We start from the raw sequence: 25,164 nt of genomic DNA, 5'->3' as shown, positions 1-25,164 counted from the left end.
AGGCGATGCGGCTCTTGCGCCGTTTGCGCCGCGAAGGCCAATCCGTTAGTTTTTTCAGGCCTCATATGAGTGAGAGGGCCATACGGTCGGAGCCGCGCGCGTTTGCCTCGAACTGCGCGCGTTTTTTCGTTTTTCCGCTGGCGGCCAAGCCCTCGCTCTGGGAGAAGGCGCACATGACTACCCGCCGCAAGAAGATCTACGAAGGCAAGGCCAAGATCCTCTACGAGGGCCCCGAGCCCGGAACCCTGATCCAGTACTTCAAGGACGACGCCACCGCGTTCAACGCGCAGAAGAAGGCGATCCTCGAAGGCAAAGGCGTCATCAACAACCGCATCAGCGAGTACGTGATGACCAAGCTGAACTCCATCGGGGTTCAGAACCACCTCATCCGTCGGCTGAACCTGCGCGAGCAGCTGATCCGCGAAGTCGAGATCATTCCGCTGGAGGTCGTCTGCCGCAACGTCGCGGCCGGCAGCCTGTCGCAGCGCTTCGGCCTGCCCGAAGGCCAGGCCCTGCCCCGCTCGATCATCGAATTCTACCTGAAGGACGACAAGCTCAGCGACCCGATGGTCGCCGAGGAGCACATCACCGCGTTCAACTGGGCCTCGACCCAGGAGATCGACGACATGATGGCCCTGACCCTGCGCGTGAACGACTTCCTCACCGGGCTGTTCGCCGGCGTCGGCATCACCCTGGTCGACTTCAAGGTCGAGTTCGGCCGCATCTACGAGAACGACTTCTCGCGGGTGATCCTGGCCGACGAGATCAGCCCCGACTCATGTCGCCTCTGGGACAGCCAGACGAACGAGAAGCTGGACAAGGACCGCTTCGACCGCGACATGGGCGACGTCATCGAAGGGTACACCGAGGTGGCCCGTCGTCTCGGCATCATGAAAGAGATGCCCACCGTCATCCAAGGAGGCCTGCACTAGTGCGCGCGAAAGTTCATGTGTTCCTGAAGCCCGGCGTGCTGGACGTTCAGGGCAAGGCCGTCGAAAGCGCTCTGCACGGCCTGGGTTGGCCGCAGGTCGACGGCGTGCGCGTCGGCAAGACCATCGAGTTCGACCTGAAGGACGCGACCGACAAGGCCGCGGCCGAGGCCCAGGTGAAGGACATGTGCGAGAAGCTGCTCGCCAACACCGTCATCGAAAGCTACCGGATCGAGGTGGCGTGAGGGGGCTCATCGCCCTCTCCCCTATTCTTCCCCTGATCCTGACCGCCTGCGCGCCGGAGCCTGAACCGCCCCGGCCGCGCCTGGCGCTCGACTGCTCGCTCTCCTACGAGGCCCTGTCGGCCAAGGTCCTGGCCCAGCCGGGACTGATTCCGGCGTCGCAGGAGCGCGGCGAGCCTTATCGCTTCTACAACGTGCCGGGCAGCGGCGAGGCTTTCGTCCTGACGCAGGTCGGCGCGCCTGGCCACCCGGCGGTCTTCAAGCAGGAAGCGGTCCAGGAAGGCGGCCGCAAGGTCATGAAGAACACCGGCTGCGCCTATGGCGACAAGGCTGGATTCGACCAGGTGATGACCTATCTGGAGGGCCTGAGCGCCAGATGAGGGGGCACTATCGATGAGCGGCTATCACCTCGCCCAGATCAACGTGGGCCGGCTGAAGGCGCCGATCGACGCGCCCGAGACGGCGGACTTCAAGAACAACCTCGAGCGCATCAACGCGCTGGCCGAGGCCTCGCCTGGCTTCGTCTGGCGGCTGACCGGCGAAGGCGACGACGCCACCGACCTCGTCGCCTTCGACGACCCGCTGATCATCACCAACCTCTCGGTCTGGGAGAGCCAGGCCGCGCTGGGCGCCTTCGTCTACCGCTCGGGCCACGTCGAGATCATGCGCCGGCGCGGCGAGTGGTTTCACGAGATCGAGGCCTACATGGCGCTCTGGTGGGTCCCCGCCGGCCACGCGCCGACGCTCGCCGAGGCGGTCGCTCGGCTCGAACTGCTGCGGGCCAACGGCCCAGGTCCGGAGGCCTTCACCTTCCGCGAGCCGCATCCGGCGCCGGATGCGACCACCTCCCCCCTCCCCATTCTCGACAAATGCGCGTAAAGGGCCGCCCATGAAAGCCGCCGTCATCGTATTCCCGGGTTCCAACTGCGATCGCGACTGCAAGGTCGCCGTCGAACGCTCCACCGGCGCCAAGGTCGATATGGTCTGGCATGCCGAGACCGCCCTGCCCCAGGGCCTGGACCTGATCGTGCTGCCCGGCGGCTTCTCCTACGGCGACTACCTTCGCTGCGCGGCCATGGCCTCGCTGGCGCCGGTGATGAGCGAAGTGCGCGCCGCCGCCGACCGCGGCGTCGCCGTCGTCGGGATCTGCAACGGCTTCCAGGTGCTGACCGAGTCGAAGATGCTGCCCGGCGCGCTGCTGCGGAACGAGAAGCTCAAATACGTCTGCAAGCCGGTGGCGCTAGAAGTCACCAACGCCCAGACCCGCTTCACCGCCGGCTATGCCGGCCGCCGCGAGGTCGAGATGACCGTCGGCAACGGCGAGGGCAACTACTTCGCCGACGAAGAGACGCTGGACCGGCTGGAGGGCGAAGGTCAGGTGGTCTTCCGCTACCTCGACAATCCGAACGGCTCGTCGCGCGACATCGCCGGCATCGTCAACAAGCGCGGCAACGTCATCGGCCTGATGCCGCACCCCGACCGCGCCTTCGAGGCCGAGCTCGGCTCGGCCGACGGCGCGATCCTCTTCCAGAGCGCGCTCGCCAGCGCCTAGTCCTCGTCGTCTTCGCCGGTCTCGTCGCCGATCGCTTCGGTGACCAGCCGGCGCCAGACCGGATCGCTGTCGTCGACCAGGTCGACGTCCTCCAGCAAGGCCACCGCCCCGGCGCCGTCCGGCAGCACCAGGCCCAGCACCTCCATCACCTCGCCGTCCTCGGTCTCGTGGGCTTCGGCCTGCACGGCCACGGCGGCGATCTCGCCGTCGTCCTCCCACCAGATGATCGGTTGCGGCAGGTCCATGTCGATCGGGCGGCCGCGATGGGTGTCGCCCAGGGCGAAGATCGCGACCTTGGCCTGCACGTCCTCGAGGGTCGCCAGCGCGCCAGTGAACGGCTTCAGGCGGGCCCAGTCGTCGACATCATAGCCGCCGCCATCGAAGATCGGTTCGTCGTCAAACTCACTCATCGGGCCTGCCTAGACCCGATGGCCGCACGTTTCCAGGGCCCTCAGTGCACGGTGGCCGGGACGCTTGCGTCGTCCCACATCCGCACCGGCATCGGGAAGCCGGCGTTGCAGAGCGCCACGTTCAGGGTCCGGGCCAGCAGCACCGGCGCCTCGGGCGCGCCAACCAGCGGCCGCAGCAGCTGCAGCGCCACATCCGGCGCGGTGCGGGCGACGCCGCAGGCCAGCACCACGCGCTGCTCGTCCTGCGAATAGCCGCCGCAGGCGATGCAGTGGACTTCCATGGCCCGGCGGGCGTTGCGCTCGATGTGCTCCATCAGCGCCACGAAGACGCTGGCCACGGGCCTGGAGCTCACGTGGGTCAGGCCCGGCTGCACCAGCTCGCGCGGATCATCGCCGGCCATACGAGCCCTGGCCCAGGCGCGCAGGGAGGCGAGCACCAGCTGCTCGGACACCGCCAGGCCCTGGGGACCGACGCGCAGGGACGCCGCGGCGAGAGGTGCGATGGCCATGGAAGCGTTCCTTTATTGCGAATGACTCGCAATATCGATACGCCCGCCAGGCCCGCCGGTCAATCGGGCTGAGCCCCCTCGAGGTTGCGTTTCAGCGCCGCCAGGCCGGCCTCCATCAGCGGCGTCACCATATCCGCCAAGGCGTCGGGCTTGAGATCGCTGAACCACACGACGCGGCTGCCGGCCCCGTCCGCGACCACCTGCATCGAGGCGGCATGCCGCTCGAACGGCCCGTCGACGACGCTGTAGGCCACCCGCCGAGAGGGCTCGTCGACGCCGAGGATCTGCTCGGTCACGACCATGCCGTTCGCGAACGTGACGGTCCGCAGGTCGCCCTCGATGGACCCGTCGACCAGCACGCTGGCGAAGAGTTCGTGCGCCTTGCCGACCTGCCGCAAGCGTTCCCAGACGTCCGCTATCGGCAGGTTTACCGGCACGTCTCGCAGGATCGTGACCATGGGCGGCCTCCGCTGGCTGGTTTTCAGGGATTGTAGCCCTCGGAGCCGGCGGTTTCTGGCGGCTATCGGACGCTATCGGCAGCCTTTGCGCTGCCGTTGCGTCATGCCGTAAGCACGCCCGGGCAACCTGCGGAGGCGACATGCAGAAGCTTATGGGAACGGGCGAACTGCTCGACGCGAACGGACACCTGGTCGAGCGCGGCTGGGCCGCCAGCGAGGTTCGCCGCTACGACCGCGCCGCCATCGGCGTCGCCCATGACGATCCGGCGATCAAGGAGTGGGACTACTACGCGATCCTGTCGCCCGACTTCGGCCTGGCCCTGACCGTCGCCGACAACGGCCACATGGGCTTCCTCGGCGTCTCGTGGATGGACTTCCAGGCGCGGAGCTTCGTCAACGGCGGCGTCGGCCTGCCGGCCCCGCACGGCGCCATGAACCTGCCGCCCAGCGCCGACGCGGGCGACATCGCCCACGTCCACCCGAAGATGGAGATCGCGTTCCGCTTCGCGCCGGGCGGACGGGTGCTGACCTTCGACGCCCCCAGCTTCGACAAGGGCGCGGGCATCTCCGGCGAGATCGTCCTGGCCCAGCCGCCGATGGACCGCATGGTCATCGCCACGCCGTTCGCCGAGCAGGCGACGGCCTTCTACTACAATCAGAAGATCAACTGCATGCCGGCCGGCGGTCACGTGATCTATGCCGGCCAGCGCTACGAATTCGAGCCGACCAGCGCGTTCGCCGTGCTCGACTGGGGCCGCGGGGTCTGGACCTACGACAACACTTGGTACTGGGGCTCGGCCTCGGGCCTTGTCGACGGCAAGCCGTTCGGCTTCAACATCGGCTATGGCTTCGGCGACACCTCGGCCGCCAGCGAGAACATCCTTTTCTACGACGGCAAGGCGCACAAACTGACCGAGCTGGAGTTCCACCTGCCCGACGGCGCCCACGACAGCGGGCCCTGGCGCTTCACCTCCAGCGACGGCCGCTTCGAGATGACCTTCGAGCCGATCGTCGACCGCCACGCGGACTTCGCCATGGGTCCGGTCAGCAGCCGCCAGCACCAGGTGTTCGGCAAGTTCTCCGGCGTCGCGGTGCTGGACGACGGCACGCGGCTGCAGGTCCGCGACCTGATCGGCTTCGCCGAAGAGGTCGAGAACCACTGGTGACCGATCAGGCCTGCTGGTGCTTCAGCGGCAGCAGGGCGACCAGGCTGATCAGCGCGGCGACGGCGAGATAGATCCCGACCGGCACCAGGCCGCCCTGCGTCGACAGCGCCTGAGCGACCATCGGGGTCAGGCCGCCGCCGATGATGCCGCCGACGTTGAAGGCCATCGAGGCGCCGGTGTAGCGCACCCGCGCCGGGAACAGTCCGGGCAGGAACGCGCCCAGCGGGCCGTAGACGAAGCCCATGGTCAGCAGCGCCAGCGACAGGAACGCCCAGCAGCCCAGCAGCGAGCCGCCGCCCATCATCGGCGCCATGAGCGCGCCGACGGCGATGGCCATGAAGCAGCCGGCCATCAGCACCCGGCGCGGGTTGCTGGCGTCCGACCAGTAGCCGGCCAGCACGATCCCCAGCGCCATGAAGCCGATGGCGCCCAGCTGCACACCGAGGAAGGTCTCACGGCTGTAGCCCAGGGTCTGGGTGCCGTAGCCGAGCGCAAACGCGGTCGCGAGGTAGAAGGTGGCAAAGCACGCCACCACCGCGAAGGTGCCGGCCAGGGTCGGGCCCAGGTGGCGCTTGAACAGCTCGGCCAGGGGCACGTCGGACGGCTTCTCCTCGGCCAGGGCCTTGGAGAAGGCCGGGGTCTCGGTGAGCTTCAGGCGCACCCAGAGGCCGACGCCGACCAGCAGGGCGCTGCCCAGGAACGGAATGCGCCAGCCCCAGGCCTGGAACTGCTCGGGCGTCAGCAGCATCCCCAGGATCAGGAACAGGCCGTTGGCGGCGATGAAGCCGACCGGCGCGCCCAGCTGCGGGAACATCCCGTAGCGCGCCCGCCAGCCGGGCGGCGCGTTCTCGACCGCCAGCAGCGCGGCGCCGCCCCACTCGCCGCCGAGGCCGAAGCCTTGGCCAAAGCGCAGGATGCACAGCGCCACAGGCGCCAGCCAGCCGGCCTGATGGTAGGTCGGCAGGAAGGCGATCAGCACCGTCGAGGCGCCCATCAGCAACAGCGAGGCGACCAGGGTCGACTTACGGCCGATGCGGTCGCCGTAGTGGCCGAACACGATCGCCCCGACCGGGCGGGCGAAGAACGCCACGGCCATGCTGGCGTAGGATGAGAGGAGCTGCATCGAAGGCGAGGCGGCCGGGAAGAACAGCGGCCCGAACACCAATGAGGCGGCGGTCGCGTAGATGTAGAAGTCGTAGAATTCGACGGCGGTGCCGACCAGGCTCGCGCCCAGGACCCGCCGCGTCGACGGCGCCTCAACAGTCTTCGACATCCACACCCCCAATGTTGGCGTCCGGCTTCGCGCCAGACGCGGGCGAGGTCAAGGCGCAGCGAGGCGAAAACTGCGTCCGGGGGGTTGCGACAGTTCGCCTGATTGGCGTCTATCAGCACATAGATTCGCCGAGGACGGGAAAGTGACGCAAGGACTTGGGGCTCTGCGAATACTGGTCGTCGACGACAACGAGCAGATGCGCACGATCATCGGCACGGTTCTCGCCGCAGCCGGGGTCGGACGCCTCTACTATGCGACGGACGGGCGACAGGGCCTGGACCAGCTGATGAGCGCGCCGGTCGACGTGGCCTATGTCGATTACGAGATGCCGACGATGAACGGTCTCGACTTCATTTCCCGGGTCCGGGCGCTGCCGGGCGAGGCTCGCTATCTGCCGATCATCATGCTGACCGGCCACTCGGACCTGCCGCGCCTGAACGCCGCGCGCGACCGCGGGGTGAACGAGTTCCTCGCCAAGCCGGTCACCGCCCGCGACATCCTCAAGCGGCTGGAGTCGGTGATCCTGCGCCCGCGCCCCTACGTCGCGGCCACCGACTTCTTCGGACCGGACCGGCGCCGGCGCTCGCCGACCGGCTACGCCGGGCCGATGCGCCGCGCCATCGACCAGGCCGGGGTGCTGGAGCTTTAGAGTTCCGCACACCGCTCATCCCGGCGAAAGCCGGCACCCAAGCGGCGCTTCGGTCAAGCTGGAGTGCGGCCCGCTTGGCTGCAATTCAGCTTGGGTCCCGGCTTTCGCCGGGATGAGCGGATGGGGAGCCCCAGCTGGACTACCAGCTTCGGCAGACCGCATCGGGGACCGAGGCGACCCGCACCCAGCGATAGCCCTGCACCGGGACGCCGCCGACATCGTAGGTCGCCGGCTCGCGGGTGAAGCATGGACCGAACGCGCCGGCGTCGGGCACGAACATCTCGCCGCCTAGCACGACCCTCTCGAAGGTCCCGACCGCCTCGGGCCCTAGCTCGCCGCCGACCATCGCCTTCCAGGCCTCGTGGTCGAAGGCGGCGCCCTTCTCGCGGCTGACGAACATCGGCGCGAGCAGGTCGTCGAGCCGGCGCTTGCCGCCGGACTTGGCGCGGATCTTGGCGTCGAGGTCGGCGAAGTAGAGCGCGCCGCGATTGTAGGGCACGTGGCGGATGCTCTCCGAGCCGAAGCCGGCCTTGGCGATCTTCTCGGCCGACCAATCGCGCGCCTCGCTGCCCCAGTAGCCGCGGGTCATGGCGTCGATCTGCTCGCCATACTCCGCCACGGTGGAGAACCCGGCCCGCATGGGCGCGAGCGCCGTGTAGTGGGTGGTCAGCCCCTCGCTGAACCAGCTGCTGATCCCGACCGCGCCGGGCGACTCGATGCCGCCGACCCACTGGTGGATCATCTCGTGGGCGAAGGTGGTGCGCGGCCCCTCGGCGGCGGGATCGCGCGGCGCAGAGGCGCGCGAGAGCATGAACGAGTTGGGCAGCGCGGTGCCGCCGCCGACCGGCGGGGTGTCGAGGAAGCGCATGAACACCCGGTAGCGCGGGGCCGGCTTCAGATAGCCGAAGTCCTTGTCGAGCTGCTGGTAGAGCTTGCCGGACCATTCGAGCTCGGCGGCCGGGTCGAACGGCGCCTGGCCGAGCCAGGTCCCGCTGAAGCCGTCGATGTCGCCGGTCGCCGGATAGCGGCCCATCGGCCCGGCCATGTACCAGGATTGGCGCAGCTTCTCGGGATCGCCGGTCAGCGTGAGGTCGCCGTCGCCGAGCGAGGCCACGGCGCGCGAGCCCCTGGCCAGGCCGCTGAGATCCCAGCGCAGCTTCAGCTCGGCCTCGCCGACCTTCTCGGGCAGGACCAGGAAGCCGGCCCCGGCGCCGCTGACGCCGCCGGCCGCCGGCCGGATGCCGAACGGCGGTCCCTGGGGCGCGCCGGCCGGCTGCACCACGGCGCGGTAGCTGATCTTCACCGGATAGGAGACCGCGCGCTGGGCGGTCCAATGACGGAAATAGGGGAAGCCGCCCGGCGCGGCCGGATCGTCGACGGAGGTTAGCGGCACCACGCCTTTCGCATCGGTGACGACCAGGTCCTGCACCCGGTCGGCGACGCCGCGCACCCCGGCGTAGACGACCGGCGCCGACAGCACGAGCGCCTCGCCCTCGCCGCCCGCGAGTTCGGCCTTCACCTCGATGGCGGTGACTTCGGTCCCGCCGTCACGAACCGGCTTCAGCACCGTGTCGAGCCGCGGCGCGGCCTGCGCGCCCAGGGCGAACACGCTCGCCGTCGTCGCCAGCAGCCATGTTCCAGCCTTCAAACCGATGCGCATGTCGCCCCCTCCTGCTCGCGACAAATGCTATGCGCCGGCGGAGGCTTTTCTATGCAAAGTCGAGCATGGGGCGCAGGTCGCCGAGCAGGCCCATGCACGAGCCGCGCGAAGCGGCGAAACGGCTATGCGCGCGCCCGGGCCGGATTGCCGACCACGGTTGCGCCGGGCGGCACGTCGCGGGTCACCACCGCTCCGGCGCCGATCAGAGCATCATCGCCGACACGTACGCCGGGCAGGATGATCGCGCCGCCGCCGATCCAGACATTGGCGCCGATGCTGATCGGCCGGCCGAACTCCAGCCCGCCCGCGCGTTCGGCGGCGTCGCGCGGATGGTCGGCGGCGAGGATCTGCACGCCGGGGCCGATCTGGGTCTTGGCCCCGATGGTCACCGCCACGACGTCGAGGATCACGCAGTTGAAGTTCAGGAACGCGCCGTCGCCGAGGCTGATGTTGAAGCCGTAGTCGCAGTGGAACGGCGGCCGGATCGTCGCCCCCTTGCCGGCGTAGGCCAGCTTCTCGGCCAGCAGGGCGTGGCGCTCGTCCATCGGCAGGTCGAGGGCGTTGAAGCGAGCCATCCAGGCGACCGCCGCGGCGTGGTCGGCCTGGATTTCCGGGTCGCTCGCATCATAGAGCTCGCCGGCCAACATCTTCTGCTTCTGGGTCAGCGCCATGCCTATCCGCGCCAGATGCTGACGCCCTCCTTGATCGTCTTGACCACCTTCAGCGCGGCCAGCTTCTCGGGATCGACGGCCGTCGGGTCCTGAGACAGCAGCGCGAAGTCGGCCAGCTTGCCGGCGACGAGCGAACCCTTCGTCGCCTCCTCGAAGTGCTGATAGGCGGGCCAGATGGTCATCGCCTTCAGCGCGACGTCCACAGGAACGCGCTGATGCGGCCCCAATATGTCGCCCGAGCGGGTGCGGCGGGTGACGGTCGCCGAGAGCACCCGGATCGAGTCCGGCTTGGCCACCGGGGCGTCGTGGTGGGTGGTGAACATCATCCCCCGGCGCAGCGCCCAGCCGGTCGGCGAGATGTTCTCGGCCCGCACCGGCCCGAGCACGGAGTCGCGGTGCCAGTCGCCCCAGTAGAAGGTGTGCATCGGGAAGAACGACGGGATGATCCCCAGCGCCTTGCAGGCGTCGACCTGGTCCTCCCGCGCGGTCTGGCCGTGGATGAGCACCGGGCGGCGATCGCCGGGGCCGTACTTCCTGGTCGCCTCGCGCACCCCGGCGATCAGCACGTCGATCGCGGCGTCGCCGTTGGCGTGGACGAGGATCTGCCAGCCGTTGGCGAAGGCCTGGTCGATGGCCGCCAGGCATTGGTCGACCGGTACGGCCGGATAGCCGGCATAGGCCGCGCTCTGACCTTCCGGCGGCACGAAGTAGGGCTGCGAGAGCCAGGCGGTCTTGCCCTGCGGCGAGCCGTCGATGGACAGCTTCACGCCGCCGACGCGGAAGCGGTCCTTGTAGCTCGGCCCCCACAGCGGCGCCTTGACCACGTCGGTGGCGGTCAACACGTCCGGATAGGCGACGACGTCGGCGGTCAGCATCCCGCGGCTGGCGGCCAGCTGCAGCGCCTTGACCCCGCCGCTCGACGACTTGCCGTCCTGGCAGGTGGTGTAACCGTAGCTCGTGTAGAGCTTCACGCCCTCGGCGATCATCTTGAGGTTGGCGTCGAGGTCGAGACGGCTGAGCAGCTTGCCCATCACGCCCATGAAGGCGTGCTCCTCCATCACCCCGTTCGGTTCGCGGCCGCCGGGCTCGCGACGGAACACGCCGCCCTGCGGGTCGGGGGTGGCGGCGCTGATCCCCGCCGCCTCCAGCGCCTTGGAGTTGGCGACGCCCAGGTGGCCGGATTGGTGGATGAACAGCACCGGGACCTCAGCGGAGATCTCGTCCAGTTCGCGGCGGGTGGGATGACGCTGCTCGCGCAGCTGGGAGTCGTCGTAGCCGAACCCCATGACCAGCTTGTAGCGGTCGATGAACGGACGGTTGGCCTCCATCCAGGCGCGGGTCACCCGCTGCAGGTCGGCGACGGAATTGCCCTCGCCGTCCGGCGCGGGCAGCAGGTTGGCCGAGATCGCCTGCAGTCCGACAAACGAGACGTGGCCGTGCGGATCCACGAAGCCGGGCAGCAGCGCCCGGCCGCCCAGGTCCACCTGCCGCGCCCCGCGGCCGGCCTTGGCCAGCACCTCGTCCCTGCCGCCGACCGCGAGGATGCGCCCGCCGCGCACCGCCAGCGCCTCGGCCCGCGGTCTGGCGTCGTCCATGGTCAGGATCGGCCCGCCGAAATAGACGGCGTCGCCCTCCGCGGCGAAAGCCCGCGACCCCGCCGCCAGCGCCGCTGCGCCGCCCAGCATCACGTCCCGACGTGTTCCCCAGCTCATGCCCCTCGTTTCCTCCAGCCCGCGGCGCTTTCCGCCGTCTAATCCAGTTCCTGCACCCCGCCGCCGCTGACGGTCAGCACCTGACCGCTGATCCACGAGGCGGCCGGCGAGCACAGGAACAGCGCCGCGTTGGCGATATCCTCAGGCTCGCCCAGCCTACCAAGCGGGGTATGGCGCAGCATCGCCCGTTCCGCCTCGGGTGTCAGCACGCTGGCCAGCGCCTGGGTCCGGATCGCGCCGGGCGCGATGGCGTTGACCCGCACCCCCAGCGGTCCCAGATCGAAGGCGAGGTTGCGGGTCAGATGGTTCGCCGCCGCCTTCGAGGCGCCGTAGGAGGCCATCCGCACATTGCGGTTCTCGCCGGCCATCGAGGAGATGTTCAGCACCGCCCCGCCGCCGGCCGCCTTCATGTGCGGCACGCAGAGCTGGCAAAGCCGGAACATCGAGAACACGTTCAGCTCGAAGGCTCTCACAAAGTCGGCCATCGGCATGTCGAAGGGCTTGGGGCCGCCGCCGCCGGCGTTGTTGACCAGGATCGTCAGGCGGCCGAACCGCCCAATCGCGGCCTGAATCATCTCCTCTAGATCTTCCTCGCGGGTGACGTCGCAGGCGACAGCGATGGCCCTGCCTCCCATCCCGGCCACCTCTTCGGCGAGGCTGCGCGCCGCGGGCAGATCTCGGTCGCCGATCACCACCGCCGCGCCCGCCATCGCAAAGCGCGAGGCGATGGCCCGGCCGATGCCCGCCCCGCCGCCGGTGACGATCGCCACCTGATCGGTCAGCGCCAGCAGTTCCTGAACGCCCGTCGCCATCTCGGACTCCGTCGCTGTTTCGGAGCTAACGCGCCGCGAGATCCGAGGGCTCCTTGATTTGGCCGCTAGGCTGCGCCAGAGCTTCGGTCATGTCCCTGCGCATCGATCCGTTCCACGCCATCTCCGTCAGCGGCTTGGCCCATCGGCTGAAGTCCGAGGGCCGCTCGGTGATCCACATGGAGTTCGGCCAGCCCTCGACCGGGGCGCCGAAGGCCGCGATCGAGGCTGCGCACCGGGTGCTCGACAGCGATCCGATGGGCTATTGGGAGAGCCCGGCGCTGAAGGCGCGCATCGCGCGGCACTACAAGGACAAGTACGGCGTCGAGGTCGCGCCGAACCGCATCACCCTGACCTGCGGCGCCTCGCCGGCCCTGGTGCTGGCCCTGGCCTCGTCGTTCAATCCCGGCGACCGCGTCGCCCTGGCCCGCCCCGGCTACGTCGCCTATCGCAACACGCTGAAGGCCCTGCACATCGAGCCGGTGGAGCTGGCTTGCGGCGCCAACGAGCGCTACCAGCTCAGCGCCGAGCGCATCGCCGCCCTCGATCCGGCCCCGGCCGGCGTGATCATCGCCAGCCCGGCCAATCCGACCGGCACCATCATCCCGGCCGCCGAGCTCGAAGCCATCGCCAAGGTCTGCCGCGAGCGCGGCATCAAGATCGTCTCGGACGAGATCTATCACGGCCTGAGCTATGTCGAGCCGGCTCGCTCGATGCTGGAGTTCGAGCCGAACGCCCTCGTGGTCAACTCGTTCTCGAAGTACTTCAGCATGGCCGGCTGGCGGCTGGGCTGGCTGCTGTCGCCGCCCGAGCATGTGAAGGCGGCGATCGCCTATATGGGCGCGCTGTTCCTGACCCCGCCCTCGCTCGCCCAGCACGCGGCGCTGGCGGCGATGGACAGCGAGGACGAGCTGGAAGGCCACATCGAGGTCTACCGCGCCAACCGCGCCCTGCTGCTGGAGGCGCTGCCGCGGCTCGGCCTGTCGGCGATCGCCCCGCCCGACGGGGCCTTCTACATCTATGCCGACGTCGCCCACCTGACGAACGACAGCCTAAGCTTCTGCCAGCGTCTGCTGCAGGACACCGGCGTCGCCACCGCGCCGGGCGTCGACTTCGACCCGGTCGAGGGCCACCACTTCATCCGCATGTCGTTCGCGGTCTCGACGCCGGAGATCGAGGAGGCGATCGCGCGGCTCGAGCCCTGGTTCGCGAGCCAGGCCGCGGCGACCGCCGAGTAGGACCGCCCGTCAGCCGGCGTCCTGCGCGAGGTACTCGGTCCAGGCATGGACCAGCACCTGGCGCGAGCCCAGCGCGATCGGCGAGCGCTGGTGCAGCGTCGAGGGACGCATGTCGAGCACCGGGCCGTCGGCCCCGTAGGCGACGCCGCCGGCCTTCTCGATGAGCCAGCCCATCGGCGCGCACTCGTAGAGGATCCGCAGCTTGCCATTCACGACCTTCGGCCGGGTGTCGCCCGGGTAGAGGAAGATCCCGCCGCGGACCAGGATGCGGTGCACGTCGGCGACCATCGCCGCGGTCCACCGCATGTTGAAGTCCTGCTTCAGCGGGCCCTCGCCCCCGGCCAGGACGTCGTCCATGTAGCGGCGCAGACCCGGCTTCCAATGACGCTCGTTGGACGAGTTGATGCCGTACTCGGAGCTATGCTCAGGGACTGTCATCCCTGGATGGCTGAGCAGCCAGGCGCCGCGCTCGCGGTCGAGAGTGAAGCCGGCCACTTCGCCGCCGACGCTCAGCACGAGCATGGTCTGGGGGCCGTACATCGCATAGCCGGCGGCGATCTGATTGCGGCCCGGCTGCAGGAAGTCCGCCTCCTCCACCGCTCGCCCGGCGTCGAGCGCCGGCAGCACCGAGAAGATCGACCCCACGCACATCGACACCTCGATGTTGCTCGACCCGTCCAGCGGATCGAACGCCAGCAGCAGGCCGCCGCCCAGCGCGCCCGGCTTCACCTCGTCCAGTTCCTCGGACGCGAAGCCGGCGAACGCCGGCTCCTGGCCGCAGATGTCGAGGAATACGTCGTTGGAGACGACGTCGAGCGCCTTCTGGACTTCGTCCTGCACATTGGTCGTCGCCAGCGCGCCGAGCCGGCCTTCGAGCGGCGCGCGCTCCACCAGTCCCGAGATCACGCGACAGGCCTCGGCGACGCGCTCCAGTCCGGCCCGCAGCCCTTCGGCGGGCGCGTCTTGCTTGGCAAGCCAATCGGTGAGCGTCGTCGTCATGCGTCTTGTTCCTTCAATTCGGCCCCTCGATAGCCGTTTGTGCGGCCGGAGACGAGCCACCTCTCAAGCAGGAGCGCAGGGCGGGCCGCCATGCACTAAGGTCGGACCCGGCCGTCCCGCCGCCCCGGAGTGTTCCATGAGCGTCCAGATCCGCCCTTTCGTCGAGGCCGACCGCCCGGCCTGCCAGGCCATCGCCGCGGCCGCCGCCCTGACTTCGTACGGCGCGCACATGCCGCCCGAATCCTTCGGGCCGCATGAGCCGCTGGAGCCGGCCGACCAGCGCGCGGTGGCGGTCGTGGACGGCGAGATCGTCGGTTTCATCGAACTGGTCGGCGCCCGCGTCTCCAACGTGTTCGTCGGCCCGGCGGCGCAGGGCAAGGGCGTCGGCGGGCTGATGATGGCGTGGGCGGAGGCGCAGACCGACGGGCCGCTGACGCTGTCGGTGTTCACCGTCAATCCGAACGCCCGGCGCTTCTACGAGCGGCTCGGCTTCGTGGTCGAGGGGACCAAGAGCATCGCCTTCGCCGGCGGCGAGCACGAGGTCTGGCGCATGCGCAAGGACCGCGCCGCGCCGCTTTGACGAGGATCAAGGCGGGCTGCATCCAAGGCCGCTAGTTGGACGTTGCAGTGACCAGGAGGTCGCTATGGCGCTTCTGTCCCACCCTCTGAAGACGCCGCAGCGATGGCTCGGTCCGCGGCGGTCCTCCCTCGATCCGCCGCCCGGCGCTCCTCCGCCGCTTCGTCTGTCGCCAGGACGAGCGGCGGCGGGCGCATTGCTCACCCTGATCGGCGCCGCCGGCCTCATCGCCCAGATCGTGGTCTTCAACTGCGGCTCGCAGGCCTGTGACCGCGTGATGATGACCCTCGGCCTGGCCATGGGCGCGGCGCTGGCCGCGCTCTGCCAGCTGGCGGTCATCATCGGGCTGTGGCTGCTGGCCAGTTCGCGTCGCCGCGACTCCTAGGCCCTTGCCGCCCCCAGACGCCGCGCATAGGCTGGCCGCATTAATTTACGCCATAAAGGGAAGCGACGATGAGCGCGGCGGTGGAAACGACCCCCAAGTCGGAAGAAGTGCTCTACGAGGTGGCTGACGGCATCGCCACCCTCACCCTCAATCGGCCCGAGCGGCTGAACACCATTTCCGGGCCGATGCTGGCCCGCCTGACCCAGCTCCTGATCAAGGCCAACGAGGACCCCGCGGTGCGGGTCATCGTGCTGACCGGAACCGGCCGCGCGTTCTGCGCCGGGCTCGACCTGGTCGACGCGACGCAAGGCTCGGGCATCGGCTCGGACAAGCAGGTGTCGACCGTCTCGGTGAACATCGACCTGCGCAACACCCCGCCGACCGTGCTGTTCGCCATGGACAAGCCGACGATCTGCGCGCTCAACGGCTCGGCCGCCGGCTACGGCATGGACACCGCCATGGGCTGCGACATCCGCATCGCCGGCGAGAGCGCCAAGATGGCGGCCGCCTTCGTCAAGCGCGGCGTGGTGCCGGAAAGCGGCGGCACCTGGATCCTGCCGCGGCTGCTGGGCTGGGCCAAGGCGGCCGAGCTGATCTTCACCGGCCGCACGCTGTCGGCCAAGGAGAGCCTGGAGCTCGGCCTGGTCAACCACGTGGTGCCTGACGCCGAACTGGCGGCCAAGACCCGCGAGATCGCCCTGGAGATGGCGGCCAACGCGCCGCTGGCGGTGCAGTCGGCCAAGCGGCTGATGCGGATGGGTCTGTCGGAGACGTTCAACGACCACGTCCACCACGTCTATCTGCAGTTCCTGCAGCTGATCCGCACCCACGACTTCAAGGAAGGCATGACTTCCTTCCTCGAGAAGCGCCCGGCGGACTTCCAGGGCCGCTAGTACTTCCCGGCCAGCAGCAGCCGGCCCGGCCCCAGCCGGGCCAGCACCTGGGGCAGATCGGCCTCATCGAAGGCGAAGCAACCTTCGCTGCGGCCGAGCATGCCGTGCTGGGCGACCATCTTCGGACTGACGTACCAGGCGCCGTGCACGACGATGGCGCGCGGCTCGGCGTTGCTGTTGCTGCCTTCCAGGCCGTGCAGCCGCATCGAGCGGCCGTGCTTGCCGACATAGTAGTCGCCGGTGACGTAGGCGCCCTGCGAGGTCGCCGCCGACCCGACCTCGTTGGAGAACGAGCGGAGCCAGCCGCTGTGGCCGGGATCCGACCCACGGCCGTGCGACACCAGGAGGCTGGTGGTCGATCCGTTGCGCAGGTCGACGAGATGGAAGCGCGGCGTCTTGGACGCCGCGGTGAAGTCCGCGATCCCGACGAGGTCGCGATAGCGCACGGTGTCGCCGGCCCGTTCCAGGCCGCGGCGGGCCACCGAGACGAGCGCCGGCGTAGCGGCGGCCAGCGCCGGCGAAGCCGCACTGGCGGCGAAGGTCGCGAGGCCCGCCTGCAGCAGGCGGCGGCGATGAAACTGTCGGTCCAAGTCCGGCTCCCTGGCTAAGCCGCAAATCTAGGGTCGTAGGCGCCCGATGACACCCGCTCGCGGCGAAAATGCGCCGACCTGTCGCAGGGGTCAGCTGCGCGCATTGAATCCGATGCTGCCGTCGTCGTCCGCCGCCAGGGGCTGCACGCCCCCCACCGCCGCGGCCGGCGGCCCGCCGCGGCAGGCCTCGATCAGTCGTTCCAGGGCGACCTCGTCGCCGATCGCCAGCAGTTCGACGGAACCGTCGGGGCAGTTGCGCACCCAGCCATCCAAGGCCAGCGCGCGGGCCTGACGCTCGGCCCACCAGCGATAGCCGACGCCCTGCACCCGACCGGTGATGCGCAATCTGACCGCGCGGCGCTCCATGGCCGCCAACATGCGCCACGGCGAATACGGGTTCAACGGTCCCGATCAGGGGCCTGCCCGATATGCTGACGTATGGTCACTCGCCTAGGCTGTGCGGAATCGACAGTAAGGGAGACGGCGATGGTCAGGCAGGCATGGGTGGTCGCGATTGCGGCGTTGGCGGCGAGTTGCGCGACGCCGGACGGTCAGAAGCCGCAGGTCCAGGCCAAGGCCGAGCCGAAGCCGATCCCCGAGATCCGTCCCGGCTACCTCGCCGGCTACATGCAGATGGGCAGCGCGCCCAACAGCCTGGCGATCCTGCCTGGCCCCCCGGCGGCGGGCTCACCCGCCCAGGCGCGAGACGACGCCTCGGCCAAGGCCGCCGTGGCGCTGAACGGCAGCGCGCGCTGGTCGGTGGCGGTGCAGGACGCCGAACTGAAGTTCCCGGCGGCCGCGGAGACGTTCTCCTGCGCGGTCGGGGTCAAGATCAGCCCGGAGACCACCCCGCGGCTCTATACGATGCTGCGCCGAACCCTGGTCGACAACGGCCTGTCGACCTATCCGACCAAGACCAAGTTCCAGCGCCCGCGGCCGTTCATGGTCAACAACACCCCGATGTGCACGCCGCAGGACGACGCCGAACTGCGCAAGGACGGCTCGTATCCGTCCGGCCACAGCGCCATCGGCTGGGGCTGGGCGCTGATCCTGGCCGAGGCCGCGCCCGACCGCGCCACCGAGGTGCTGCATCGCGGCCGCGCCTTCACCCAGAGCCGCGTAGTCTGCAACGTCCACTGGCTGAGCGACACCGAGGAAGGCCGGATGATGGGCGCGGCGACGGTCGCCAAGCTGCACGACAACGCCGACTTCAAGGCCGACCTGGAGGCGGCCAAGGCCGAGATCCTCGCCGCCCGCGCCGCGGGGCAACTGCCGACCCGCGACTGCGCCGCCGAGACCGCAGCCCTGGCCAACGGCTAGTTCTCACCCGGCGTGGGCGGCCTCCAGGTCGGCGATGATGATCTTGTTCATCTTCAGCATGGCCTGGACCACCCGCCCGGCCTTGGCGGGATCCGGATCGCTCATCAGCCGCGGCAGCGCCTTGGGCACCACCTGCCATGACAGCCCGAAGCGGTCCTTCAGCCAGGCGCACTGGCTGGGGGATCCGCCGCCGGCGAGCAGCCCGTCCCAGTAGCGGTCGACCTCGGCCTGGTCCTCGCAGTCGATCACGAACGAGACCGCCTCGGTGAACTTGAAATGCGGTCCGCCGTTGAGCGCGGTGAAGCGCTGACCGTCCAGTTCGAACTCCACCGTCATCACCTGGCCGTCCATGCCGCCCGGCGATCCGGGCGGATAACGCGTCGTCGAGACGATCTTCGAATTGGGGAACAGCGAGACATAGAGCTCGGCGGCCTCATGGGCCTGGCCGTCGAACCACAGGAACGGGTGAACCTTGTGCATGTCGTCCTCCACATCGGGGCGGCGCGCCGCGCCCGCGACCGAGCCCACCAGCAGGCTCATGGATCAAGGACGAACGGGCGCCCCGCCTTCCGACATCGGTAGAAGACCCGATTGCCGCGTTCGCGGCTGAGCGCCCAAGCTTGCCGCCGAAAGGACACCAACGTGGTCCATCAGGCAGCCATCCCGCCGATCATCGGCGTCGAAGCGATATTCGAAGGCGGCCCGCCCCGGCGTCTGACGGCGCTCGCGCGCCTGCCCTCGCCGGTCGCCCCGAACGCCGTTGTGCGCGCCACCCTCACCTTCGGCATCGCCTGGATCCCGCTGGCGGTGCTGGTCGCCATCGACATCGTGCTCGGCCGGCCCGGCATCCTCTACAGCTTCATCGAGGACATCGGCGTGCACGCCCGCTACGCGATCGCCGCGCCGCTGCTGGTGCTCGGCCACGTCGTCTGCGCCCGCCGGCTGGGGCGCATCGCCTATCATTTCCAGGTCGCGGGGCTGCTCGACGAAGACGATCAACGGCGGGTGCGCGACGCGCTTGAGACCACGCGCCGCCGGGTCAACTCGCTGTGGGCCGAGGCCATCGTCATCCTGTTCGTCTATTCCCAGGTCGCGCTCATCGTGACCCTCGAGCCGCAGGCCCTTCGACAGGCCGCGTGGCAGGTCGCCGCGGACGGGGTAGGACTGTCGCCGGCCGGATGGTGGCACGGCGTGGTCAGCGTGCCGCTGCTGCTATCGCTGCTGCTCGGCTGGCTGTGGAGGATCGGCAACTGGGCCTGGTTCCTGCGCACGGTTTCGCGGCTGGACCTGAGGCTGGTGTCGGCGCACCCCGACCAAGCCGGCGGGCTCGGCTTCCTTTCCCAGTCGGTGCGGGCTTTCTGCATCGTCGGCGCGGGCTTGGGCGCGATCGTCGCCGGCCGGTTCGGATACGTCTATCGGCACGACCTGGCCACGCCGTTCACCAATCTGATGCTGGTCGGCGGCGTGGCGGTGCTGGCGCTGACCCTTGCGGTCGGGCCGCTGCTGTTCTTCATGCGGCCGCTGATGCAGTCCTGGCGTGAAGGGGCCTTGGAGTACGGCGTGCTGGCCAGCGACATGGGCGTGCAGTTCGAGCGCAGCTGGTTCGGCGCCTCGCCGCGGCCGATGCTGTCGGAGCCGGATTTCTCCGCCGCCACCGACCTCTACCAGGTGGTCTCGAACGTCTACTCGATGCGCTTCATACCGGTGGACCCGCGCAGCCTGTTGATGCTGGTGGCCGCCACCCTCGCCCCGTTCGTGCCGGCGATGTTCCTGTCGATGCCCACGGAGATGGTCATCGGCGAGTTGAAGGCGCTGCTGTTCTGAGGCGTTTCAGCGATCGAGCCAACGCCGCCAGGCGGGCTTCGGCTTGGGCTTGGCCGGCGGCGGCTCGGGCGCGGCGACTGGCTCGGCCACCGGCTCGGGCTTGGGCGGCGCGGGCGGCGGCAGGCTGAACATCGCCCGGTCCGCCGGCAGGAAGTCGACCCGCTTGACGATCCGCTCGCGCGGCGCGGCCTGGGCGCCGCCGCTGATCATCACCCGGTGCGCGATCATCACCGCCCCGACCCGGCGATAGTCGGACATCTCGTACGTCGTCGGCGCGCCCTGGCCGTCGTGCTCGACCATGCGGCCGAGCATGCCGCTGCGGGCGTCGAACCACAGGTCGCGCGGCGCCCCGCCGGCCGGCTGCACGCGCAGCACTTCGTAGCTGCGGCCCTGGTGCTGGCGCACCCCTTCGTGCGTGCTGCGCAGGTCGAAGCGGCTCGGGTAGAAGTAGCCGTAGGCGGCGAAGAACGCCTCGCCGCGCACCTTGGCCAGGTACGGCCCGCGGTCCGATCCGGTGGCCGCGCCGCTGGCCAGAATCCGCCACTCGGCCGCGCCGTTGTAGCCCTGGATCAGCTTGCTCCCGCTGTCGGTCTGGCTCTCCTCGCGCAGGCCGTAGCGCAACGGGTCGAACCAGCGCTCGACCGGCTTGCCGGCTTCCTCGCTGACCTCGTGCACGCCGCGCAGCATGTTCCAGCCGGCCGAGCCGCCCGAGGCGGTGCGCGCCTTGTCGAGCACCCGCTGGGCGGCGGGAGAATTCTGGGCCTGGGCGGCGCCTGCGGCGAGCACCGCGACGGCGACCACCGCGGCGAAAGGCTGACGCATCGGCGAAGTCCACATGAGCCGGCGAAGGAAGCGGCGAAGGTTGTCGAGAATGCGGCGACTCGCGCGCCCTCCCGGTTCTGTTAGCCCGCTGCGCGGCGTCTGCAAAACGCCTCGCCAGCTTGAGTTCGGCCTCCCCGACCCCGGCTCGAAGGCCTGACGACGGCGCTCCGCTCGGCCGCGCCCCCGCTTTCCCTTGGACGGCCGGCTGTTGCAGCGGCCGCACACTCGCTCAATTACGATACTTTGAAGTTGACTTAATTGAGCCGCGCGGAGACACCTCCCTCGCCTAACGCCGTGCGGCGAGGCCTGCGCTTCGCAGGCCGCCACGCCTATGCGGCGCAGAACAAATTGGGGGATGCATGTTCCACACTGCCTTCACGCGGACTTCCGCGCTCACCCGGCACGCGCTGCTGGCCGGAGTCGCGGCCGCCGCCGCGCTCGGCTCAGCCTCGAGCGCCCTGGCTCAGGACGCCGAGTACACCCTCGGCGAACTGGTGGTCACGGCCCAGAAGCGCACCGAGCGCCTGCAGGACGTGCCGGTGTCGGTGAACGTCGTCTCCGCCCAGGCGCTGGCCGACAGCCATGTCTCGGGCCTGCAGCAGCTGCAGCAGCTCTCCCCGTCGCTGACCTTCACCCCGTCGGCCAACACCCGCGGCCAGGGGCTGTCGGTGCGCGGCCTCGGCACCCTGAACTTCTCGGACGGCGTCGAGCCGACCGTGTCGGTGGTGCTGGACGGCGTCGTCATCGGCCGCAGCGCCGGCTCGTTCTTCGACTTCAACGACGTCGAGCGGATCGAAGTGCTGCGCGGGCCGCAGGGCATGCTGTTCGGCAAGAACGCGGCGGCCGGGGTGATCAACATCGTCACCGCCCGCCCGAACCTCAGCGAGTTCGAGGCCGACGCCTCGCTCAGCTATGCGACCTTCGACGAGGTGCGGGCCAAGGGCTCGGTCTCGATCCCGATCAAGAGCGGCGAGCTGGCCGCCCGGATTTCCGGATTCTACAATGAATCCGAAGGCATCATCACCAACAAGTTCGACGGCAAGAAGTACAACGGCCTGAACTCCTACGGCCTGCGCGGCAAGCTGGTCTGGAGCCCGGACGACAGCTTCGACCTCTTCGCCACGCTCGACTACACCCGCGCCGACCAGGACTGCTGCGTCAGCACCGTGCGCTCGATCCTGCCGACCACGCGCTACTTCGGCGCCACCGGCCCGACCCGCGCCTCGCTGTTCACCGGCGTAGAAGTCGGCCCCTACAGCCGCGAGGCCAACTTCGACGGCAAGGCGTTCAATGACCAGAGCACCTGGGGCGCCTCGGTCGAGATGAACAAGGAGTTCGAGGCCTTCACCCTGACCTCGATCACCGCCTATCGGGCGTTCGAGGTCGAGGACAACAACGACGCCGACGGCGGGCCGCTGGCGATGCTGAACGTCAACAGCGCCCACCAGAAGCAGGACCAGTTCAGCCAGGAACTGCGCATCACCTCGCCGGCCGGGCAGCGGCTGGAGTACGTGGCGGGCCTGTTCTACTTCGACCAGGACGTCTCCACGACGACCGAGATCCTCGGCAACTTCGGCCAGGTGCTGCCGGCCGGCCAGTACTTCGAGAACTTCATCGACCGGGCGATCAGCACCCGCAACTACGCCGCGTTCGGCCAGGCGACCTTCAACGTCACCGAACAGCTGCGGCTGATCGGCGGCCTGCGCTACACCAACGAGGAGCTGAAGGCGCGCTTCCTGCGCACCATTCCGGCCGGCGCCCGCGCCGCGGTCCCCAGCCTCGGCGGCCCGGCGCTCGACGCCCCGCACCTGAACGCCAGCGACGACGACGTCTCGGGCAAGCTCGGCCTGCAGTACAAGGTCAATGACGACGTCATGGCCTATGCGACCTACTCGCGCGGCTACAAGGGCAAGGCGATCAACCTGCTGAACAACCTCAGCGCCGCGACGGTCAATTCGGGCAAGTACGTCCTGGCCCCGGAAATCGTGAACAACTACGAGGTCGGCCTGCGCACCACGCCGTTCGACCGGCGGATGATCTTCAACATCACGCTCTTCCAGACCGAGATCGAGAACTTCCAGGCCCAGACGTTCGACGCCAACACCACCAGCTTCGCGCTGGCCAACGCCGGCCTGCTGCGCTCGCGCGGGGTCGAACTGGAAACCCAGTACCGTCCGAACCAGGCGTTCCAGTTCTCCGGCAACGTCGCCTATGCCGACACCCGGGTCGAAGACTTCGCCCCGGCCTGCTACCCGGGCCAGACGGCGGCCCTGGGCTGCGTCGGCGGCCGCCAGGAGGTCACCGGCAGCGCGCTGACCAACGCCCCGATGTGGTCCTACACGCTGACGGCCAACTACAACCGGCCGCTGGAATCCATCCCGTTCGACCTGACGGCGGACCTCTCCTACAGCTACCGCTCGTCGGTGTTCTTCACCTTCCGCGACCCGAACACCATCCAGCCCGGCTACGGCCTGCTGAACATGAACGTCGGCCTGCAGAGCCAGGACGGCCGCTACGGCGTCACCGTCTTCGCGCGCAACCTGCTGGACGAGCAGTTCTACTCGGGCATCGGCACCGGCTTCCTGGACACCAACGCCACGGGCGCGGGCTATACCCAGAGCCTGACCCAGGACGCGTTCCGCCGCGTCGGCATCGAGGCCAAGGTCCACTTCTGAGGCCGGTCGCGGCCCGCTTCGGCGGGTCGCTCCCATCACGAGGCCAAGGAGAAAGGGCGCCGCGATCGCGGCGCCCTTTTTCGTATCTAGTGCTCGAAGTAGCGGGCGAAGCGACAGACCAGGTCCGTCGACGGCCGCTCTGCGGAGCCGTACTTGCCCCACTCCTGGTCCCAGAGGCGCTGCAGGCGCGCGAGCTCCTGCGGGTGGCGCGCGGCCAGGTCGACGGACTCCGCGAAGTCGACGTCGGTGTTGTAGAGCTCCCAGCGATCCTGGCCCTCGTCGCACTTGTAGAGCGCCACCGCCCGCCAGCCGCCGTCGGTGATCGCGCGGTTGCCGCGCAGCTCGAAGTACTGGGTCGTGCGCGCCGGCGGGGCCGTCGGATCGGCGAAGGTCGCGGCGAACGAGCGGCCGGCGACCGGCAGCTGGCGCTCGCCGCCGACGCTGTCGGCGAACCTGGTCCCGGCGGCCGCCAGCAGGGTCGGGGCGATGTCGACGACGTCGGCGTACTGGCTGCGCACCGCGCCGCCGTCCTTGATCACCGCCGGCCAGGAGACGATCAGCGGCGTGCGCACGCCGCCCAGGTGCGGCCAGAGCTTGTAGCGGCGGAACGGCGTCACACCCGCCATCGCCCACGGGCGCGGATACTCGGCCTGGGTCTTGACGGTGCCCAGCTCGTCGAGCCGCGCGCGCTGCTGCGCCGGGGTCAGGGTGTTGGGACGATAGAGGCCGTCGAACGATCCGGTCTGGCCCGCCTCCGGCGCGGCGCCGTTGTCGGACAGCAGCACGACGATGGTGTTGCGGCTGAGGCCCGAGGTCTCGAGATGCGCCAGCAGCCGCCCGATCTGCTCGTCGGCGTGCTGCATGAAGCCGGCATAGACTTCCATGTAGCGGGCGTAGACGGCGCGCTCGTCCTCGCTGAGCTCGGCCCAGGGGCGGTCGCCCTCGGCCGACGGCGGCAGCACGGTGTCGGGCGGGATGATCCCGATCGCCTTCATGCGCTCGAACCGCTCGCGGCGGATCTCGTCCCAGCCCTTGTCGTAGACGCCCTTGTAGGCGTCGGCGTAGCGCGCCGGGACCTGCAGCGGCGCATGAGCGACGCCGAGCCCGAGGTTGAGGAAGAACGGCTGGGCCGGCGCCTTGCCCTGGTGCTCGCCGATCAGGGCGATCGACTTGTCCACGAGGTCGCTCGACAGGTGGTAGTCGGCCGGCAGGGTCGGGTGGATGTAGCCGTTGTTCTCCACGAGGTCGGGCTTGTACTGGTCGGTCCAACCGCGCGCGAAGCCGTAGAAGTAGTCGAAGCCGCGCTGCAGCGGCCACGACTCGCGGCCCGCCCCCTCGCCCAGCTGGCTCATCGGGATCAGGTGCCACTTGCCGACCAGCCAGGTGGCGTAGCCGGCGCCCTTCAGCGCCTGGGCCATGTTCTGGGCGTTCTTCGGAACGTCGAAGGCGCCCTTCGGGAAGGCGGTCGGCATGACCGCGGCGACGTCGGGCACGTCCGGCATGTTGACGGTGTGGCCGTTGCGGCCGGTGATCATCGCCGCCCGCGTGGTCGAGCAGACCGCCTTGGTGTCGAAGCGGTTGTAGCGCAGGCCGCGCGCCGCCAGGGCGTCAATGTGCGGGGTGCGGATCTCAGCCCCGAAGCAGCCCAGGTCCGAGAAGCCGACGTCGTCGAGGACGATGGTGATGATGTTGGGCCGCGCGCCGGCCGCCGGCTTGCGCGTCGCCGCCGACGCGGCCCGCGCCAGGGCGGTGGACGCCAGCAGAGAGGTGAGCAGGACGCGGCGGTGGATCATGGCGGACT

General features: G+C 69.5%; 28 protein-coding genes. 14 read left to right on the top strand and 14 right to left on the bottom strand.

Features of this window, described 5'->3' with window-relative positions; translation table 11 throughout:
- Window positions 1-173 precede the first annotated feature (173 nt).
- The 5 genes from purC to purQ are packed head-to-tail and all read left to right on the top strand — an operon-like array spanning window position 174 to window position 2,723.
- Window positions 174-932: a phosphoribosylaminoimidazolesuccinocarboxamide synthase gene (gene purC / locus ACSQ2H_RS06125; protein WP_436060563.1), complete on the top strand. Its 759-nt coding sequence runs from the start codon at window positions 174-176 to the stop codon at window positions 930-932.
- The gene (gene purS / locus ACSQ2H_RS06120; protein WP_183773609.1) at window positions 932-1,174 is read left to right on the top strand and encodes a phosphoribosylformylglycinamidine synthase subunit PurS; all 243 of its coding nucleotides are present in this window, start codon (window positions 932-934) and stop codon (window positions 1,172-1,174) included. Before purC ends, purS begins: the two co-directional genes overlap by 1 nt.
- On the top strand, window positions 1,171-1,551 hold the full coding sequence (locus ACSQ2H_RS06115; protein WP_436060562.1) for a hypothetical protein: 381 nt from the start codon (window positions 1,171-1,173) through the stop codon (window positions 1,549-1,551). Before purS ends, ACSQ2H_RS06115 begins: the two co-directional genes overlap by 4 nt.
- A 13-nt stretch (window positions 1,552-1,564) precedes the next feature.
- On the top strand, window positions 1,565-2,050 hold the full coding sequence (locus tag ACSQ2H_RS06110; RefSeq protein WP_436060561.1) for a DUF3291 domain-containing protein: 486 nt from the start codon (window positions 1,565-1,567) through the stop codon (window positions 2,048-2,050).
- A gap of 10 nt (window positions 2,051-2,060) precedes the next feature.
- The gene (purQ, locus tag ACSQ2H_RS06105; protein ID WP_436060560.1) at window positions 2,061-2,723 is read left to right on the top strand and encodes a phosphoribosylformylglycinamidine synthase subunit PurQ; all 663 of its coding nucleotides are present in this window, start codon (window positions 2,061-2,063) and stop codon (window positions 2,721-2,723) included.
- Here the strand turns inward: purQ and ACSQ2H_RS06100 are convergent.
- Genes ACSQ2H_RS06100 through ACSQ2H_RS06090 form a run of 3 tightly spaced genes read right to left on the bottom strand, consistent with a single transcriptional unit; the run spans window position 2,720 to window position 4,100 of the window.
- Window positions 2,720-3,133 (bottom strand): hypothetical protein, encoded by a 414-nt coding sequence (locus tag ACSQ2H_RS06100; RefSeq protein ID WP_436060559.1) that lies wholly within the window; start codon window positions 3,131-3,133, stop codon window positions 2,720-2,722. The two genes, purQ and ACSQ2H_RS06100, sit on opposite strands and share 4 nt — an antisense overlap.
- A gap of 41 nt (window positions 3,134-3,174) precedes the next feature.
- The gene (locus ACSQ2H_RS06095) at window positions 3,175-3,642 is read right to left on the bottom strand and encodes a hypothetical protein (RefSeq protein WP_436060558.1); all 468 of its coding nucleotides are present in this window, start codon (window positions 3,640-3,642) and stop codon (window positions 3,175-3,177) included.
- 59 nt (window positions 3,643-3,701) lie between these two features.
- On the bottom strand, window positions 3,702-4,100 hold the full coding sequence (locus ACSQ2H_RS06090) for an SRPBCC family protein (RefSeq protein WP_436060557.1): 399 nt from the start codon (window positions 4,098-4,100) through the stop codon (window positions 3,702-3,704).
- Window positions 4,101-4,240: 140 nt separating this feature from the next.
- Here ACSQ2H_RS06090 and ACSQ2H_RS06085 point away from each other — a divergent pair, with 140 nt between their 5' ends.
- On the top strand, window positions 4,241-5,266 hold the full coding sequence (locus tag ACSQ2H_RS06085; RefSeq protein ID WP_436060556.1) for a DUF2804 domain-containing protein: 1,026 nt from the start codon (window positions 4,241-4,243) through the stop codon (window positions 5,264-5,266).
- 4 nt (window positions 5,267-5,270) lie between these two features.
- Here ACSQ2H_RS06085 and ACSQ2H_RS06080 read toward each other — a convergent pair whose 3' ends face one another.
- Window positions 5,271-6,539, bottom strand: coding sequence for an MFS transporter (locus ACSQ2H_RS06080; protein ID WP_436060555.1), 1,269 nt, complete (start codon window positions 6,537-6,539; stop codon window positions 5,271-5,273).
- A gap of 142 nt (window positions 6,540-6,681) precedes the next feature.
- On the opposite strand from ACSQ2H_RS06080, the gene ACSQ2H_RS06075 reads away from it, so the two are divergent.
- Window positions 6,682-7,188, top strand: a complete 507-nt coding sequence (locus ACSQ2H_RS06075; RefSeq protein ID WP_436060554.1) for a response regulator — start codon at window positions 6,682-6,684, stop codon at window positions 7,186-7,188.
- A 139-nt stretch (window positions 7,189-7,327) separates the two neighbouring features.
- On the opposite strand, the gene ACSQ2H_RS06070 is transcribed toward ACSQ2H_RS06075, so the two are convergent.
- The 4 genes from ACSQ2H_RS06070 to hdhA form a co-directional block, all read right to left on the bottom strand.
- On the bottom strand, window positions 7,328-8,848 hold the full coding sequence (locus ACSQ2H_RS06070) for a hypothetical protein (protein ID WP_436060553.1): 1,521 nt from the start codon (window positions 8,846-8,848) through the stop codon (window positions 7,328-7,330).
- Window positions 8,849-8,970: 122 nt separating this feature from the next.
- Window positions 8,971-9,519, bottom strand: a complete 549-nt coding sequence (locus tag ACSQ2H_RS06065) for a sugar O-acetyltransferase (RefSeq protein WP_436060552.1) — start codon at window positions 9,517-9,519, stop codon at window positions 8,971-8,973.
- Window positions 9,520-9,521: 2 nt separating this feature from the next.
- Window positions 9,522-11,231 carry an amidohydrolase gene (locus tag ACSQ2H_RS06060; RefSeq protein WP_436060551.1) on the bottom strand — a complete coding sequence of 570 codons (1,710 nt, stop codon included), beginning with the start codon at window positions 11,229-11,231 and terminating at the stop codon, window positions 9,522-9,524.
- A 38-nt stretch (window positions 11,232-11,269) separates the two neighbouring features.
- Entirely contained in the window at window positions 11,270-12,043 is a 774-nt protein-coding gene (gene hdhA, locus ACSQ2H_RS06055; RefSeq protein ID WP_436060550.1) for a 7-alpha-hydroxysteroid dehydrogenase, read from the bottom strand.
- Window positions 12,044-12,132: 89 nt separating this feature from the next.
- On the opposite strand from hdhA, the gene ACSQ2H_RS06050 reads away from it, so the two are divergent.
- Entirely contained in the window at window positions 12,133-13,278 is a 1,146-nt protein-coding gene (locus tag ACSQ2H_RS06050; protein WP_436060549.1) for a pyridoxal phosphate-dependent aminotransferase, read from the top strand.
- A 9-nt stretch (window positions 13,279-13,287) separates the two neighbouring features.
- Here ACSQ2H_RS06050 and ACSQ2H_RS06045 read toward each other — a convergent pair whose 3' ends face one another.
- Window positions 13,288-14,277, bottom strand: a complete 990-nt coding sequence (locus ACSQ2H_RS06045) for a class 1 fructose-bisphosphatase (protein ID WP_436060548.1) — start codon at window positions 14,275-14,277, stop codon at window positions 13,288-13,290.
- A 136-nt stretch (window positions 14,278-14,413) separates the two neighbouring features.
- Between ACSQ2H_RS06045 and ACSQ2H_RS06040 the strand changes: the two genes are divergently transcribed.
- The 3 genes from ACSQ2H_RS06040 to ACSQ2H_RS06030 all read left to right on the top strand — a co-directional run bounded on the left by ACSQ2H_RS06040 (window position 14,414) and on the right by ACSQ2H_RS06030 (window position 16,132).
- Complete coding sequence (locus ACSQ2H_RS06040; protein ID WP_436060547.1) at window positions 14,414-14,857, top strand: GNAT family N-acetyltransferase; 444 nt, start codon at window positions 14,414-14,416, stop codon at window positions 14,855-14,857.
- A 64-nt stretch (window positions 14,858-14,921) separates the two neighbouring features.
- Window positions 14,922-15,239 (top strand): hypothetical protein, encoded by a 318-nt coding sequence (locus ACSQ2H_RS06035; protein ID WP_436060546.1) that lies wholly within the window; start codon window positions 14,922-14,924, stop codon window positions 15,237-15,239.
- Between the two features lie 68 nt (window positions 15,240-15,307).
- The gene (locus ACSQ2H_RS06030; protein ID WP_436060545.1) at window positions 15,308-16,132 is read left to right on the top strand and encodes an enoyl-CoA hydratase/isomerase family protein; all 825 of its coding nucleotides are present in this window, start codon (window positions 15,308-15,310) and stop codon (window positions 16,130-16,132) included.
- Here the strand turns inward: ACSQ2H_RS06030 and ACSQ2H_RS06025 are convergent.
- The gene (locus tag ACSQ2H_RS06025) at window positions 16,129-16,722 is read right to left on the bottom strand and encodes a murein L,D-transpeptidase catalytic domain family protein (RefSeq protein ID WP_436060544.1); all 594 of its coding nucleotides are present in this window, start codon (window positions 16,720-16,722) and stop codon (window positions 16,129-16,131) included. The genes ACSQ2H_RS06030 and ACSQ2H_RS06025 overlap by 4 nt on opposite strands.
- Before the next feature lie 90 nt (window positions 16,723-16,812).
- Window positions 16,813-17,067 (bottom strand): acylphosphatase, encoded by a 255-nt coding sequence (locus ACSQ2H_RS06020; RefSeq protein WP_436060543.1) that lies wholly within the window; start codon window positions 17,065-17,067, stop codon window positions 16,813-16,815.
- 141 nt (window positions 17,068-17,208) lie between these two features.
- On the opposite strand from ACSQ2H_RS06020, the gene ACSQ2H_RS06015 reads away from it, so the two are divergent.
- Window positions 17,209-18,042: an acid phosphatase gene (locus tag ACSQ2H_RS06015; protein ID WP_436060542.1), complete on the top strand. Its 834-nt coding sequence runs from the start codon at window positions 17,209-17,211 to the stop codon at window positions 18,040-18,042.
- A 3-nt stretch (window positions 18,043-18,045) separates the two neighbouring features.
- On the opposite strand, the gene ACSQ2H_RS06010 is transcribed toward ACSQ2H_RS06015, so the two are convergent.
- A complete protein-coding gene (locus tag ACSQ2H_RS06010; RefSeq protein ID WP_436060541.1) occupies window positions 18,046-18,582 on the bottom strand; it encodes a VOC family protein in 537 nt (178 codons plus the stop codon).
- 102 nt (window positions 18,583-18,684) lie between these two features.
- Between ACSQ2H_RS06010 and ACSQ2H_RS06005 the strand changes: the two genes are divergently transcribed.
- On the top strand, window positions 18,685-19,866 hold the full coding sequence (locus tag ACSQ2H_RS06005; RefSeq protein ID WP_436060540.1) for a hypothetical protein: 1,182 nt from the start codon (window positions 18,685-18,687) through the stop codon (window positions 19,864-19,866).
- A gap of 6 nt (window positions 19,867-19,872) precedes the next feature.
- On the opposite strand, the gene ACSQ2H_RS06000 is transcribed toward ACSQ2H_RS06005, so the two are convergent.
- Window positions 19,873-20,688, bottom strand: coding sequence for a hypothetical protein (locus tag ACSQ2H_RS06000; RefSeq protein ID WP_436060539.1), 816 nt, complete (start codon window positions 20,686-20,688; stop codon window positions 19,873-19,875).
- A gap of 359 nt (window positions 20,689-21,047) precedes the next feature.
- Between ACSQ2H_RS06000 and ACSQ2H_RS05995 the strand changes: the two genes are divergently transcribed.
- Window positions 21,048-23,363: a TonB-dependent receptor gene (locus ACSQ2H_RS05995; RefSeq protein WP_436060538.1), complete on the top strand. Its 2,316-nt coding sequence runs from the start codon at window positions 21,048-21,050 to the stop codon at window positions 23,361-23,363.
- An 86-nt stretch (window positions 23,364-23,449) separates the two neighbouring features.
- Here ACSQ2H_RS05995 and ACSQ2H_RS05990 read toward each other — a convergent pair whose 3' ends face one another.
- Window positions 23,450-25,156, bottom strand: coding sequence for an arylsulfatase (locus tag ACSQ2H_RS05990; RefSeq protein WP_436060537.1), 1,707 nt, complete (start codon window positions 25,154-25,156; stop codon window positions 23,450-23,452).
- Window positions 25,157-25,164: the final 8 nt, after the last annotated feature.

Origin of the sequence: Phenylobacterium sp. LjRoot97 (assembly GCF_964254345.1) — a bacterium.
GTDB lineage: Bacteria > Pseudomonadota > Alphaproteobacteria > Caulobacterales > Caulobacteraceae > Phenylobacterium.
Note: the sequence above shows the minus strand (reverse complement) of the source record. Positions and strands in the feature narration are given on the sequence as shown.